Below are 14,164 nucleotides of genomic sequence, written 5' to 3'. Positions count from 1 at the left end.
CGGGCCCGGTTCGCGGGGCCCTACGCGCCGGGCTTCGCGCCCCGCTCCTTCAACAGGCCGGCCATCAGCTCCAGTTCGGACTGCTGGGCGTCGACCATCCCCTGTGCGAGCGCCCGCTCCGCCGGGACCGTGCACTGCTTGGCGCAGCCCTGGGCCATCGCGACGCCGCCCTGGTGGTGGACGGTCATCAGCTTCAGGTACTGGATCTCGGCCTGCTTGCCGTCCGCCCTGCCCAGCGCCGCCATCTCGGCCCGGGTGGCCATGCCCGGCATCAGCCCGTCCTCCTTGGGCTTGGGGCCGCTGCCGTGCTCCGAGTGCCCCATCCAGCCCATCGGCGGCGCGTCCGGCGGCGACACCTTGGGCAGACCCCACAGGTCCAGCCAGCCCAGCAGCATGCCGCGCTGATTGGCCTGCGTATTGGCGATGTCGTACGCCAGGCGCCGCACGTCCGTGTCACGCGTCCGGTCCCGTACGACGAACGACATCTCCACCGCCTGCTGGTGGTGGGCCGCCATGTCCCTCGCGAACCCGGCGTCCGCCGAATCCCCCTCGGGCACCGACGACTTGCTGGACGCGGCGGGCGACACATCCGAGGAGCCCGGCGCGGCAGCACCCGGGGGTGCCGACGCCGCCCGGGTCACCACCACCGCGCCCACCGCCACCACCACGGCGAACAGCACGGCCCCCAGCGCGCCCCACAGGGACTTGCTCACCTCTGGCCCACCGTCTCCAGGGTCATCCCGTTGGAGCAGGCCGCGCCCGGTTCCGGGGTCTGCGGGCCCATCACGTACTTGGTGAAGAACTGGTTGACCCGGGGGTCGTCCGCACCGTCCACCGTGACCTGCTTGCCCCAGGCGCTCAGCATGATCGCCCCGGCCTGCTCGTTCACCGGGCTCATCAGCGAGTACTGGGTCTTCTTGACCTTCGCCGACAGCTTCTCGACATCGCCCTTGGCGGCCTTGGAGTTGTACGTCACCCACACCGCGCCGTGCTCCAGCGAGTGCACCGCGTGCCGGTTGGGGATCGGCTTCGGGTAGACGTCGCCCTGGCAGTTCATCCACGCCTGGTCGTGGTCACCGCCGACCGGCGGGGTCATCGGGTAGCTGACCTCCTTGGTGACGTGGGTGCGGCCCAGTTTCTTGGCGTCCCAGGACTTCTCGTCCTTGACGGGCTCCTTCGCCAGGGCGGTCTGGGTGTCCTTCTTCTCGGACTCCGACAGGAAGACATACGCCCCGAAGCCGATCAGCCCGGCCAGCACGGCGCCGCCGACGCTGAAGGCGACGATCTTGTTGCGGCGCTCGCGGGCCTTCTCGGCACGCCGCATCTCTTCTATTCGGGCCTTGCGGGAAGTGGTGGTGGAAGACATCTTCAACAACGTCCTTACACGGTACGGAAGCGGAACGGGGGTCAGGGGTGTCCCGGCGCACGGGCCCCTCTGCTACCTCCGCAGCACCTGAAGGACGTGTTTCCCGGGCGCCCGCGCCCAGGCCTCACCCCCACGCACCGGCCCCGCCGCCGGAACACCGCCCGCCCGCCGCACCAGCAGGGCGACCTCGCCCGGCGGGGAGTCCTGCGGCGGCGCGGTCAGTATCGCGGGCGACAGATGCGGGAAGACCTTGCAGTGCCCCTGTTCGTAGGGGCAGTTGTACGCGGGGGCGGAGGAGGGGGCCGGATGTGTCCCGCCCCCGTCGGCCGGGGCGGGGACCGGGCCCAGGCAGACCAGCAGCGCACCGATCAGGGCCGTCGCGGCGCACAGCAGCGCCACGCCACGCCTGAGGCGTGCGATCGGCTCGGTGTGCGCACCGTAACTGTGATCCCTGGTGCGCCTGTTGCGGGTGTGCCGCAAGCCCCCCATGAGGGGCGATCGTAATGGCCACCTCGCCGTACGTCACCAGTCAACCGGGCGGAACCTTCAACTCCGTTCGTGCTAGGGGGAGTTGGGGCACAATGCCTCTCATGGTGATCGTGGGCCTGTTGGTCGCAGCATCCGTCTTCCTGCTCGTGGTCGTCCTTCCGGCGGTCCTCGCGCGGCGCCTGCTCGGTATCCGTGCGGTGCGGAGCCGGGTCGTCCTCGCCGGTCTCGTCGCGGTCGCCGTCTCGGGAGCGCTCGTCGGCCCCCAGATGGCCGGGAACAGGGCCCCCGAACCGGGGTTCCTCTCCCTGATGGCCCTGGTGGGCGTCCTGGTCTCGATGACCATCCTGGTCGTCCTCGACCTGGTCCTCCCGACCGGCCTGCGCCCGCTCGGCCGCCTCCAGTCGCTGCGCGCCCGCCTCGCCCGCACCCGCCGCTACTCCAGGGTCCTGCGCATCGCCACCCGCCACGGCCTCGGCCCCTACCTCCGCGGCCGCCGCCACCCCAGCGACGTACGCGACGAACTCCTCGCCGCCGAACTGCGCCAGGCCCTCCAGGCCGGCGGCACCACCTTCGTCAAGCTCGGCCAGCTCATGTCGACCCGCCGCGACCTGCTCCCCGAGGCGTACGTCGAGGAGCTCAGCCGCCTCCAGGACCAGGTGCCGCCCGCCCCCTGGGACGAGGTCGAGGCCACTCTCACCGCGGCCCTGGGCGCCCCCGTCGGGGAGGTCTTCGCCGAGTTCGACCACAAACCGCTGGCCGCCGCCTCCATCGCCCAGGTGCACGCCGCCGTCCTGCTCGACGGCTCACCCGCGATAGTGAAGGTCCAGCGCCCCGGCCTCTCCCCGCTCGTCGAGCGCGACCTCGACATCGTCGGCAGGCTCGCCGCCGCCCTGCACACCCGCACCGACTGGGGCCGCGGCCTCGGCCTCACCGACCTCGCCCGCGGCTTCGCCGTCGCCCTGCGCGATTAGCTCGACTTCCGCGTCGAAGCCCGCAACATGAAGGCCGTTCGCCACGCCACCGGCACCCGCACGGGCGCCCTCACCGTCCCCGTCCTGCACGAACACCTCAGCACCGAACGCGTCCTGGTGATGAGCCGCATCGAGGGCACCCCGCTCGGCCAGGCCACCCCCGACGACGCCGCGCACGGCACCCGCATCGCCCACGCCCTGCTCACCGCACTCCTCGACCAGATCATGCTCGACGGCGTCTTCCACGCCGACCCGCACCCCGGCAACATCCTGCTCCAGCACGACGGCACCCCGGCCCTCCTCGACTTCGGCTCCGTCGGCCGCATCGACCCCGGCCTGCGCGACGCGCTCGCCGGACTCTTCCTCGCCGTCGAGACCGGCGACCCCGCCGCCCTGTGCGACGCCCTCCTCGAAGTCACCGACCGCCCCGAGGACGTCGACGAACAGCGGCTCCAGCGCGCACTGGGCCGGTTCAGCGCCCGCCACCTGGGCCAGGGCGCGGCCCCCGACGTCGCCATGTTCACCGAACTGTTCAAGCTGGTCGCCGACCACCGCCTCGCCGTGCCCGCCGAGATGGCCGCCGTCTTCCGCGCCCTGGCCACCCTGGAAGGCACCCTGGTCCGCCTCTCGCCCGGCTTCGACATGCTGGCCGCGTCCCGGACGTACGCCACCACCCGGTTCCAGGACCGCCTCGCCCCGCGCAGCGTCCGCGAGACCGCCCAGGCCGAACTCCTCTCCCTCCTCCCGGTGCTGCGCCGACTGCCCCGCCGCCTGGACCGGATAGGCGGCCGACTCGCCGAGGGCCGCCTCTCGATGAACGTCCGGCTGCTCGCCGACCCGCGCGACCGCCGCTTCCTCGGCGACCTCGTCGGCCGGGTCGTCCTCGCCGCCGTCGGTATCTTCCTGGGCGTCATCGGCCTGCAACTGCTCGGCATGAGAGGCGGCCCCGCCATCGGTGAGACGCTGAACCTGTACGGACTCGTCGGCTTCCACCTGCTGGCGATATCGGCAGCGGTACTGCTGCGCACCGTGTACGTCATCAGCCGCCCCGCCCCGTGACCCGAAGACATGGACAGGGACGTGACCAGGGACGTGACCCGGGACACTGATCGACCGCATCATCGGTACGAGGGGCGGTACGCAACGTGCCGGAAACCGTGTGGTGGGATGCTGGGGAGCCCCCAGTGTGTCCCGAGGCGTGGGAGCAGGCGGCCTGACCAGCAAGGATGGAAGTGAAAATGGACAAGCAGCAGGAATTCGTGCTCCGTACTTTGGAGGAGCGGGACATCCGCTTCGTACGCCTGTGGTTCACCGATGTGCTCGGCTTCCTGAAATCGGTCGCCGTGGCCCCGGCCGAGCTGGAGCAGGCCTTCGACGAGGGCATCGGCTTCGACGGCTCCGCCATCGAGGGCTTCGCCCGGGTCTACGAGTCCGACATGATCGCCAAACCGGACCCGAGCACCTTCCAGATCCTTCCGTGGCGTGCGGAGGCCCCCGGCACCGCCCGGATGTTCTGCGACATCCTCATGCCGGACGGGTCCCCGTCCTTCGCGGACCCCCGCTATGTCCTCAAGCGCATCCTGAACAAGACCTCCGACCTGGGCTTCACCTTCTACACCCACCCCGAGATCGAGTTCTTCCTCCTCAAGGACAAGCCGCTGGACGGCTCCAAGCCGGTCCCCGCCGACAACTCCGGCTACTTCGACCACACCCCGCAGAACGTCGGCATGGACTTCCGCCGCCAGGCGATCACCATGCTCGAATCCATGGGCATCTCGGTCGAGTTCAGCCACCACGAGGGCGCCCCCGGCCAGCAGGAGATCGACCTGCGCTACGCCGACGCGCTCTCCACCGCCGACAACATCATGACCTTCCGCCTGGTCATGAAGCAGGTCGCCCTCGAACAGGGCGTCCAGGCCACCTTCATGCCCAAGCCGTTCTCCGAGTTCCCCGGCTCCGGCATGCACACCCACCTCTCCCTCTTCGAGGGCGACCGCAACGCCTTCTACGAGTCCGGCTCCGAGTACCAGCTCTCCAAGGTCGGCCGCTCCTTCATCGCCGGTCTGCTCAAGCACGCCGCCGAGATCTCCGCCGTCACCAACCAGTGGGTCAACTCCTACAAGCGCATCTGGGGCGGTTCCGCCCGCACCGCCGGCTCCGGCGGCGAAGCCCCCTCGTACATCTGCTGGGGCCACAACAACCGCTCCGCCCTCATCCGCGTCCCGATGTACAAGCCCGGCAAGACGGGCTCGTCGCGGGTCGAGGTCCGCTCGATCGACTCCGGCGCGAACCCGTACCTGACCTACGCGGTCCTGCTCGCCGCCGGCCTCAAGGGCATCGAGGAGGGCTACGAACTCCCGCCGGGCGCCGACGACGACGTGTGGGCGCTCTCGGACGCCGAGCGCCGCGCCATGGGCATCGAGCCGCTGCCGCAGAACCTCGGCGAGGCGATCGCGCTGATGGAGCGCAGCGAACTCGTCGCCGAGACCCTGGGTGAGCACGTCTTCGACTTCTTCCTGCGCAACAAGAAGCAGGAGTGGGAGGAGTACCGCTCCGAGGTCACCGCCTTCGAGCTGCGCAAGAACCTGCCCGTGCTGTAACCGCAGGTCAGCGCCTTTTTGGCTACGTACGACGGAGGGGCTCGCAGTTGTCGACTGCGAGCCCCTCCGGTCGATTGGTTAGCCCTGGGCCGTCTGTGGGCCGTCAGCCGCTGAACTGATGCGCTGGAACACCGAGTCCACGGCCTTGCGGCTACGTCCCTCACTACTCGGCAGCAGATGGGTGTAGACCCGGAGCGTGAAGCCAGGGTCAGTGTGCCCCAAGTACGTACTCAGCGCCTTGACGTTCTCCCCAGCGTCCAAGAGCACGGACGCGTAGAAGTGCCGTAGCGCGTGCATGCCGTGCTCGCGCGCGGCCTGGTGGCGCTCGCCGGACTTGGGCTCCGGGATGACCCATGCCATCACGAGTGCGGTCTTCCAGTACCGCGTGTTGAAGTCGGTCCGCCGTACGGCGCCCTTACCGTCCGGCCGCACGAACAAAAGCCGCTTGGTCACCGGCCGGCCGTCCGGCCGCTGCCAGGGAAGGGTGACGCTGACGGGCGGGAACGCCTCGATGTGCTCCTTGAGGGCGTGCGCCACGGAGTCGGCGAGCGGGACGTCACGTTCCTTCTCCCGCTTGGGAGGGGCGAACACGAGCTTTCCGGCCGACACCTTCACCTGGTACCCGACGTGCAGCCAACCGGTGTCGAAGCCAATCTCATCGACCGGCAGACCGAGGATCTCGCCCTGCCGCAGACCGCACCCACCGCCCAGGTCGACAGCGGCGCGGTACTGCTCCGGCAGGGCGGAGCGCACCGCGAATACCCGCTCGGACGTCCACGGGACAACGCGCCGGGTGCTCGGGCTCGGCACATGAACAGTGCTTGCCTTGCAGGGATTGCGATGAATGTGGTCATCCTCCACGGCCGCCGTGAAGACTCCTGACACGCTCGCGAAGATGACCCGGCGGTACGAGGAAGCGGGCACCGCCCGCTCCAGCTCCGCGAGCCACTCCCTGATGTGCTCGGGCTTGAACGACGCGAGCGGCCGCGAGCCCAGGTAAGGAATCGCGTGGCGCCGGATCTGCACGGCGACGGGTTCCCGCGTGGTCGGGTCGGTCGTCTGCGACGTGAGCCACTTCTCTGCGTACTGGCGGAAGGTGATCCGCCCCGCCTTCGGGTCGATGTACCGGCCGCCGTCCATGTCGGCCTGGGTCTTCGTCAACCACTGCTCTGCGAGGCGCTTCTTGCCGTCGGGGAAGCTTTGGGACTTCTCGGTGCCGTCCGGGCCGATGTAGCGGGCGCGGTAGCGGAGTCCGATGCCGTGGCGGTCGGTTTTGCCCCGGACGGCCTTGCCGTCGGCGTTCAACTCCGTTTTGAACCAGCGGTCTTGGATGTGGCCTGCCATGCGGGTGCTCCTGGTGGCATGCGGAAGGGGCGCGACCGTGGCGGTCGCGCCCCTTGGAGGTGGGGGTGGAGTCAGGCGTGGGTGGCGAGTTCGGCGGTCCAGGCGTGGACGGCGACGGGGTCGTAACGCAGGTGTTTGCCGATGCGGAATCCGGGCGGGCCTGTGCGCTTCTTGCGCCAGGCGTAGACGGTTTCCAGCGGGACGGAGAAGAGGGCGGCGACGTCTTCGGGAGTGAGGTAGCGGTCCGGGAGTCCGGCCCGGAGCGCGGTCGTGGCGGGGGTAGCCATGCGAGCCTCCGTGTTCGAGTCACAGTGCTCTGAGTCGCGACTCATCGCGACTCAGAGCGGGTTGACGGGTGCTTGAGTCGCGATGAGTCACGACTCAGGCGACTGTGGTTCGGCTTCGCGGAGGGTGATCCCGTTGTAGGTGGCGACCTGCCGGCCGTAGCCGTCGCGGGGGCGGGAGCGGTTGAGCTGGGGCACGACGGAGAGCAGGTTGCGACCGAACATCTGCTTCGTGCCGACGGCGCGGACGCCGTTGTCTTCAGCCCATTCCCGCCAGATGGCCCACAGGGTGTCCACGGGAACGCTGCGTGTCGGGCCGGTGGTGCAGCGCTCGCGGACGAACGCGGACGTGGGGGATGCGGTGTCCTGCATCGTGGTGACCGCGTCGCGGCTGGACGGGGGTTCGGTGATCCGGCCGGTGCGTTCCAGTCGGGCGAGTCCGTCGAGTGCCCAGTTGATGATGCCGGGCATCTCTGCGGCGAGCCGGTCGGTGAGGGTGGTGTCTTCCTTTCCGAGCCAGGACACCCGCATGCTCAGGACGACGAAGCGGCGGGCGATGACCCCGGAGGAGTCGCCGAAGTGCGGCAGCTCGTTGGTCAGGATCATCAGCCGGGTAGGCAGACGTCCCGTCCACACATCGCGGAACTTCCGGTCGATGTCGATGGTGTCCTCACCGGAGATGGTCAGAAGCCGCTCCACTACCTGCCCGCCGTCCTGCCCGGAGAGACGGGCGTCCGAGATGACCGCGAGCGGCTTGCCCAGCAGCGAGGACAGACCGAAGTTCGTCCCCAGCCCGGCAAGGGTGGGTCCGGCCAGGTTCTCCTTGCCCACCAGCTCTTTCAGGACGCGGGCAATGGTGCCCTTACCGGACCGGGAGGGGCCGGTGACGAGCAGGATCTTCTGCTGGTCGGTGCGCCCGGACAGGACGTAGCCGAACCATTCCTGCAACGCGGTGACGGCGGGCGCGTCGTCCGGCCAGATCTTGTGCAGGAACGCCTCCCACTCCGGGGCCGTGGCGTCCGGGTCGTAGGAGAAGGGCACGGACACGAGGTTGAAGAACCCGGGGGTGTGCGGCAGCAGTACCCGGTCACGGATGCGCAGCAGGCCGTTGCTGCACGCCACCATCGGCCCCTCTTCGCTCCCGCCGTTGTCGCGGTCGAGCCAGGCCGGGGCGTCCGTCTCGGTGGGCAGCAAGGTGATGGCCCCCAGCGCGTCGAGAAGGTTGCTGAGCTTGGGTTTGGTCGGTGCCCAGTCTCGTGCTTCCGGGCCGTTCTTGCCGGGGACGCTGAACGTGGCGTGCTCCAGCCGCTTGTACAGGTCGGAGCGCATCTGCTGTTCGTCCAGCTCTTTCCAGCAGGTGCCGGTCCAGTGCATCCAGGAACCGCGCCACCGGCGGAGCAGCGGGACGCCGTCCGGGGTGAGCCAGTCGGGCAGGACCCGGCGGGCGACGGCCATCGGGTGGTGCGGCGGGGGGAATTCCTCCGGGGTGCTCATGTTGTCGTCCTCCCTTCGGAGACGCGCAGGGGGCAGGTTTCGCGGTGCCCGGTGTGTTCGGTGATGAGCCGCAGGACGGCGGGTCGTCCGATGGCGTGGCGCTCGAATCCGCACTCGCACCAGCAGTTCGCCCGCGGGGAGAGGTCCCCGGACGGTGGGGCGACGATCCGCAGCGAGCCCGTCACCCTCACGGGGCCCGGCCCGGCGGTCACCTTGCGGTCCGGGCAGGGACGAGAAGGACGGCCTGCGGCCGACGTCTTACGGGCAACTGCCGCCCGCCCGGCGGCCGGTTGCGGCGCGGGGGCGTCCGGGAGCCCGGTGAGGGGGAGCTGCCCGCCGTGGGACGCGGATGTGGTCATGCTGCCCTCGCCGCCCCGGTGAGGCCGTTGGTGACGGCCCGCCGTGCGTACGGCGCGGGGACGCCGACGGACACGGCCGCGTCCACGATCTGTTCCCCGATGACGTTCAGCCCGCACGGCCCCGGGCATCGGGAGTGCTGGCCCGCCAGGAACCGGGCCACGCCGAATGCCTGCGAGGCGGCCCCGGACTCGGTGCGGGCACGGACCATGGCAAGGCCGCGTTCCAGGCCGGTGCGGATGTACCGCTCGGTGTGACGGCACCCTGTGGCCACCGTGGGGTTCCACGCGGCGTGTTCGGGGTGGGAAAAGACCACCCCCGCCCGGCCCGGGGGCAGGGTGGTCTCTTCCCTTTCAACGAGCGCGAGGACAACCGACGGCAGGGGTGACAGATCGCCGTGGCCGCTGCCGAGCCACCGGGCGTACTGCATGGACGACTTGAGGTCGACCCCAGGGCGCACGGCGTTCGCGGACCGCATGGCCCCCTGGTAGATCCAGTGTTCGCCGCGGGTGGTGGGCACGGTCCGGGTGAGCGGCAGGGTCTCACGCGCCCACAGGGTGGCCACGGGCGTGTCGAGATCGACCACGGTGAGCCCCGCGCCGCCCGGGTGGTAGGCGACCGTAGCGGCGGCCCGCCAGCAGGACACCCATGCTCGGGAGGTGAGGGTGTCGGCGTCGGTGGTGGCGGCGGCCCATCCGTGGCATGGCGCGGGGCAGTCGCAAGCGCCGGCCGCTTTCATGTGCGGTCGTCCGCCGCAGGCGTTGGCCTGGCAGGCGGGGCAGTTCCCGAACGGGACTTTCCCGGCGCGCAGCGGCATGACCGGCACCCCGGCTGCGGCGAGGCGTAGGGCCGTCCGGAGGTGGTCACCGTTGGGCGGGATGCTGCGGGGCTGCGCGATGGTGGGCTCTGGTGTCATGCTGGGGGTTCTCCTGTTTCTGCGAAGGGACGAGAGAGCCGGGGCGGTCGCGGTCTTTTGCTGAGAGGCGACCGCCCCGGGCGTAGCTAGGCGTTGGTGCCGGTGTAGTGCGCGACGGGGCCGGGGCAGGTGCTGTCCGGGCAGTCGCACCCGTCGCACTCGTCGCCGTCGCACAACTCGCACACCTCGTGTCCGGGGCAGCCGTAGGCGGCGCATTCGTCGCAGTAGGTCTCTTCGTCTTCGTCCATGGGTCAGTTCTCCTCGGTGCGTACGACGGCGAAGGTGTCCGTGGTGGCGTCGTAGTGGATGTGGACGGGGGCGGTGGTGTGTTCGCGTTCCTCGGTCGCCGCGCGGGCGGCGTGCAGGGAGGCGCGGGTGTCCCCGGCGGGGAACGTCCGCAGGGTGGCGGGGTGGTGGCCGGTGCAGGAGCGACAGGTCATGACCGGGTCTCCCTGCTGGCGGCCCATACGGCGTACTGCTGGCGGACGTAGGCGCGGGGGTCGGCGGTGCGGGGCGCGCCGTCCAGGTCCATGAGGTGGCGGGCCGCTTCGGTGGCGATGTCGGCGGCGTCGCAGGGGTCGTTGGGGCCGTGGTCGGGGTTCTCGCTGAGCGCGATGCGGTCCAGGACGGCGGCTTTGCGCAGCCAGTACTCCCGGCCCACCCGGTCGCCGCGCAGGTGGGCGCGGAACCGGTCGACGGTCCAGCCGATCTCACTGATCACGCTCGGGGCGAGTGTGTACGCGGACATGGGTCAGTCCTCCGTTGCTGTGACGGGCAGTTCGGGCAGGCCCCCGCTGGCGAGGGCCTGCGGGTCGAAGCCGGGCAGGGTGGCGCGGGTGAGGAGTGCGATGGCGAGCTGTTCGGCGTACGCGGCGCCGGAGCGGGCCACTTCGATCTGTGCTCCGGCGCGCAGTGCTTCGACGCGCTCGATGTGCCCGTGTTCCTCGCGCCGGACGCTGGTGTGCCGGTCGTGCGCGAGGGTGTCGCGTCGGTCGGTGCGCCAGTAGCGGGCCGCGATGCCGTACGCCGCGGCGGTGGCGAGCACCCACAGCAGCAGCGGCAGCGGCAGGCCGTCGGCGTATCCGGCGACTCCGGCCAGCACGCACCCGCCGGACACGGCGAACGCGGTCCCGGCGATGACGGAGTCTCCGGTGCGACCGGCCGACGCGAAGGCGCCGGCCGTTGCCGCTCCGGCGGCGAGCACGACCATCAACACCGCGTTGCCGGTGGAGTGTTCGGCGCCGTTGGCGTTCCAGATCCTGCCGAGGATGAGCACCGTGGACGTGGCCAGTGCCGGGGCCGCTTTCGGGGCGGCGAGGGTGAGCCAGTGGCGGGCGACGATCGGTTCGTTCATGACCGCGTCTCCTAGATCTTGCCGAGGGCGTCGATGACTGCGGTGGTGAGGTCGGTGACGGGCTTGGCGGCGCCGGTGGCGGCGAGGTAGAAGCCGAACATCACGGCGATGAACGCGGAGCCGAAGCCGAGGGACTTGGAGCGGAGCAGGAAGAACAGGACGAGCCCGAACAGGACGACGAGGGAAACGGTGACGGCCACGGGAACCTCCGGGTCAGCGGGCAGGGCAGGCGGCGACGAGCAAGCCGAGGAAGACGCACAGGGCGGCGAAGCGCAGGGAGCGGATCACGGGGTTGGGTTCCTTCCGGTGGGGTCAGCGGGTGCCGTCGCGGTGGAGGCGGGCGGCGCGGTTGTAGAGCCAGCGGCCGACGCGTATGCGCTTGCCGACGCCGTTGCAGCGGCGGCAGTGCTTGCCGCGCTTGAGGCGTCCCTTGCGGTCGGTCTTCATCGCGAAGCCGAAGCCCTTGCACTTGCGGCAGTTCCCGAACGGCGACGCCGCACAGGTCTTGCTGTAACAGAGGGTGATGGCGAAGAGGCAGGCGATAGCGAGCAGCGCAGGGGTCATCGGAAGCCCTCTCAGGCGGGTTTCGGGTGTTCTCGCAGGTGGGGCGCTAACGGCTAGCACCCTGATCACACGGGGTGCAGGCCGCTAGCGGAGGCTCTAGCGCTAGGGGTGGGTGCACCTAGCGCTAGAAGCCTCCGGGGGTCAGCTCGCGTCCCGCTTTCCGTCACTCCCTGCAATCACGGAGGTGATGTGGGCGAGGGTGAATCCGGTGCGGTTGACGGTCTTGCCCTTGATGCGCCGCCCGACCTGCCCGGTGCTGATCCCGTGCGGCTTGAGCAGCGTCGTCAGGTGTGCGGCGCGCTCTGCGGGTTCCAGGTCCGCCCACGGCCCGTACGTCTCGGGGCGCAGGTCGGCGAGGCGGTCGACGGTGACGTCGTTCCACGGCCGCAGTTCCTTCTCCGGGGTCACCGCCACGATGTCGCGCAGCAGGTCGTACGAGAGAGACGGGTCAGCTTCCGGCTCGATGCCGAGCGCGTGCCCGGACAGGGTGCCGGCGGTTTCGCGGAGCTTGCGGGCGCGGGCGCCGATGGCGTCGGCGGTGGGGGCGTCCACGTAAACGGAGGCGACGATGCGGGCGTCGGAGCCTTCGCCGATGAAGTAGTGAATGCCCTTGTCCGCCCAGGAGAACATCGTGGCCCGCACCCCCCGCTTGTACGAGGACGTGCCGAGGACCATGTCGTTCTCCAACTGGCCCATGACCTTCAGGCAGAACCGGGCGGACGCGTTCGCGCTGATCCCCGTCGGCAGCGCCTTGGCGTCCGGCCGCTGGGTGGCTAGCAGCAGAACAATGCCGGTGGCCGGGCCGCGCTTGACGAGGTCGGTGCAGATCTCCTCGAACTCCCCGCCGTGCTTGGGGTGCTCGAACCACACCTGGCACTCATCCACCCCAACCACGATCGGGTGCAGCCCCAGACTCTTCTTGTCCGCGAGCGCGGACGTCACCTTCGACTCCGGGCACACATCCCGCGGCAGCGAGCGGATCATCTTCGCCCGACGCCGCAACTCCTGACGCAATTCCCGCAGGTCAGCCAGGGCGTACTCGATGTCTTCATCGTCGTCCCCGGCCCGGTGACGGTGAGAAACCTTCTCTCCCACCGGGTCCAGGTCACCGGTCCCCTTGAGGTCGTACGTGTGCAGCTCAGCGCGCACATCCAACGCCGCAATGAGCAACAGCAGGCGCAGGAGGAAGGTCTTGCCCATGCGGGGGATCGCGCCGATGACGGCCGCGATGTACATCAGGGTGATCTCCACCCAGCGCCCGCGCTGGTCAGTGCCGAACGCGACCGGCTTGAACAGATCCACCGCACCGCCCTTGAGGAGCGGCCACACCGGCTTCTTCGCCTTGGACATGTCCTGATCGCCGACCCACATGACCAGCCGTCCGGTGTGCTCGTCCGGCACGGCTTCGGGCCACACACAGCCCAGCGGGCGGCGCAGGCCGGACGCGAGCTTGTCGCGCTTGTCGATGACGTCGGTGACCGTCACCCCGTACGGGAGGTCTCCCTCCGCACGCCAGCCGGGGCCGTCGCGGGTGATGGGGGCGGTGAAGGTGAATCCGTCGCGGCCCTTGCCCTGCGCCTGGTTGATCGCCGGAATGCCGAGGGCACCGAGGGCGCGGAGGACGATGTCGCTGGTGAGCTTCGGTGCCTTGGGCACCTCCACGGCACGGCTGATGACCGGGGCATCGGCCTTCCCGCCGGCCGTGCCCAGCGCGAAGATGACGACGCTGAGCGAGACGGCTTGCAGCCAGCCCGGGGCCAGCACGTACAGGGCCAACGCCACCGCGAAGCCGACGAGTGCGGCGAGGGTGGCCACCAGGGTGCGCAGCCGGACACGGCCGTCGCGCTGTCGGGACAGCTTGAGGTACTCGGCTGCATCCTCGCGCCGCACGGCGGCGAGGCGTACGGGTTCACCCTCGCGGTCGGCGACCCACCGCATGCTGCCCCCGACGAACCGGGCCGCGCCGCGAGGCGACTGCACGACCAGGCGGGCGGCGTAGACCGGGGTGCGCAGCGCGTGATACCCGGCCAGGTGCCCGTAGTGCGAGCCCACCCAGGTCGCGGCGGTCCGCAGCTCCGCACGCGAGCGCAGCCACGGCGGGACCACCTCTCGACGCCGGGCGCCCATCAACCGGCCAAGGTAGCCGGGTCCCGCCGGGGCGGGGCCGTCGACCTTGACCACGGTGTCCGGGTCGGGATGGGGGTCTTCCGTCTCCGGGGCAGGCGCGGGGGCGGTGGAGTCGGTGCGGGCGGCACGCGCCTTGTCGAGGTCGAGCACCTCGCCGCCCGGGTTGTTCATCTCGGCTTCGAGCCGGTTGAAGAGTTCGTGGTCGTCATCAGGGTGTTTCACTGGGTGCTTCCTTCCGTGCTGCGGTTGGAAGGGGTCCGGACGGCGCTTCCGACGGTCAACCGTCCGGACCCCGCTC

General features: G+C 70.3%; 16 protein-coding genes and 1 pseudogene. 2 read left to right on the top strand and 15 right to left on the bottom strand.

Features of this window, described 5'->3' with window-relative positions; all coding sequences use genetic code 11:
- Positions 1 to 20 precede the first annotated feature (20 nt).
- The 3 genes from ACIA73_RS09565 to ACIA73_RS09555 all read right to left on the bottom strand — a co-directional run bounded on the left by ACIA73_RS09565 (position 21) and on the right by ACIA73_RS09555 (position 1,855).
- Positions 21 to 713: a DUF305 domain-containing protein gene (locus ACIA73_RS09565; protein ID WP_399437776.1), complete on the bottom strand. Its 693-nt coding sequence runs from the start codon at positions 711 to 713 to the stop codon at positions 21 to 23.
- Entirely contained in the window at positions 710 to 1,366 is a 657-nt protein-coding gene (locus ACIA73_RS09560; RefSeq protein ID WP_399437775.1) for a DUF3105 domain-containing protein, read from the bottom strand. Before ACIA73_RS09560 ends, ACIA73_RS09565 begins: the two co-directional genes overlap by 4 nt.
- Before the next feature lie 72 nt (positions 1,367 to 1,438).
- Positions 1,439 to 1,855: a hypothetical protein gene (locus ACIA73_RS09555; RefSeq protein WP_399437774.1), complete on the bottom strand. Its 417-nt coding sequence runs from the start codon at positions 1,853 to 1,855 to the stop codon at positions 1,439 to 1,441.
- A gap of 14 nt (positions 1,856 to 1,869) precedes the next feature.
- Here ACIA73_RS09555 and ACIA73_RS09550 point away from each other — a divergent pair.
- Both ACIA73_RS09550 and ACIA73_RS09545 read left to right on the top strand, forming a co-directional pair.
- A pseudogene (locus ACIA73_RS09550) lies at positions 1,870 to 3,885 on the top strand (ABC1 kinase family protein).
- Positions 3,886 to 4,064: 179 nt separating this feature from the next.
- Positions 4,065 to 5,426: a glutamine synthetase family protein gene (locus tag ACIA73_RS09545; RefSeq protein ID WP_399437773.1), complete on the top strand. Its 1,362-nt coding sequence runs from the start codon at positions 4,065 to 4,067 to the stop codon at positions 5,424 to 5,426.
- Between the two features lie 78 nt (positions 5,427 to 5,504).
- On the opposite strand, the gene ACIA73_RS09540 is transcribed toward ACIA73_RS09545, so the two are convergent.
- The 12 genes from ACIA73_RS09540 to ACIA73_RS09485 form a co-directional block, all read right to left on the bottom strand.
- On the bottom strand, positions 5,505 to 6,770 hold the full coding sequence (locus ACIA73_RS09540; RefSeq protein WP_399437772.1) for a tyrosine-type recombinase/integrase: 1,266 nt from the start codon (positions 6,768 to 6,770) through the stop codon (positions 5,505 to 5,507).
- Between the two features lie 71 nt (positions 6,771 to 6,841).
- Positions 6,842 to 7,057, bottom strand: coding sequence for a helix-turn-helix transcriptional regulator (locus tag ACIA73_RS09535; RefSeq protein ID WP_399437771.1), 216 nt, complete (start codon positions 7,055 to 7,057; stop codon positions 6,842 to 6,844).
- An 87-nt stretch (positions 7,058 to 7,144) separates the two neighbouring features.
- Positions 7,145 to 8,548, bottom strand: coding sequence for a phage/plasmid primase, P4 family (locus tag ACIA73_RS09530; protein ID WP_399437770.1), 1,404 nt, complete (start codon positions 8,546 to 8,548; stop codon positions 7,145 to 7,147).
- Entirely contained in the window at positions 8,545 to 8,907 is a 363-nt protein-coding gene (locus ACIA73_RS09525) for a hypothetical protein (RefSeq protein WP_399437769.1), read from the bottom strand. Before ACIA73_RS09525 ends, ACIA73_RS09530 begins: the two co-directional genes overlap by 4 nt.
- Complete coding sequence (locus ACIA73_RS09520) at positions 8,904 to 9,821, bottom strand: bifunctional DNA primase/polymerase (RefSeq protein ID WP_399437768.1); 918 nt, start codon at positions 9,819 to 9,821, stop codon at positions 8,904 to 8,906. The genes ACIA73_RS09525 and ACIA73_RS09520 overlap by 4 nt, the downstream gene beginning before the upstream one ends.
- 86 nt (positions 9,822 to 9,907) lie before the next feature.
- Entirely contained in the window at positions 9,908 to 10,069 is a 162-nt protein-coding gene (locus ACIA73_RS09515) for a hypothetical protein (protein WP_399437767.1), read from the bottom strand.
- A gap of 3 nt (positions 10,070 to 10,072) precedes the next feature.
- Entirely contained in the window at positions 10,073 to 10,261 is a 189-nt protein-coding gene (locus tag ACIA73_RS09510) for a hypothetical protein (protein WP_399437766.1), read from the bottom strand.
- Positions 10,258 to 10,569 (bottom strand): hypothetical protein, encoded by a 312-nt coding sequence (locus ACIA73_RS09505; protein WP_399437765.1) that lies wholly within the window; start codon positions 10,567 to 10,569, stop codon positions 10,258 to 10,260. The genes ACIA73_RS09510 and ACIA73_RS09505 overlap by 4 nt, the downstream gene beginning before the upstream one ends.
- Before the next feature lie 3 nt (positions 10,570 to 10,572).
- Entirely contained in the window at positions 10,573 to 11,175 is a 603-nt protein-coding gene (locus ACIA73_RS09500; RefSeq protein ID WP_399437764.1) for a hypothetical protein, read from the bottom strand.
- An 11-nt stretch (positions 11,176 to 11,186) separates the two neighbouring features.
- Positions 11,187 to 11,375 (bottom strand): hypothetical protein, encoded by a 189-nt coding sequence (locus tag ACIA73_RS09495; RefSeq protein WP_399437763.1) that lies wholly within the window; start codon positions 11,373 to 11,375, stop codon positions 11,187 to 11,189.
- Positions 11,376 to 11,487: 112 nt separating this feature from the next.
- Complete coding sequence (locus ACIA73_RS09490) at positions 11,488 to 11,739, bottom strand: hypothetical protein (RefSeq protein WP_399437762.1); 252 nt, start codon at positions 11,737 to 11,739, stop codon at positions 11,488 to 11,490.
- Between the two features lie 141 nt (positions 11,740 to 11,880).
- Entirely contained in the window at positions 11,881 to 14,088 is a 2,208-nt protein-coding gene (locus ACIA73_RS09485; protein ID WP_399437761.1) for a cell division protein FtsK, read from the bottom strand.
- Between the last annotated feature and the right edge of the window lie 76 nt (positions 14,089 to 14,164).

Origin of the sequence: Streptomyces sp. NPDC051561, from assembly GCF_044454195.1 — a bacterium.
Classification (GTDB): domain Bacteria; phylum Actinomycetota; class Actinomycetes; order Streptomycetales; family Streptomycetaceae; genus Streptomyces.
This window is presented reverse-complemented; position numbering and strand designations above follow the sequence as displayed.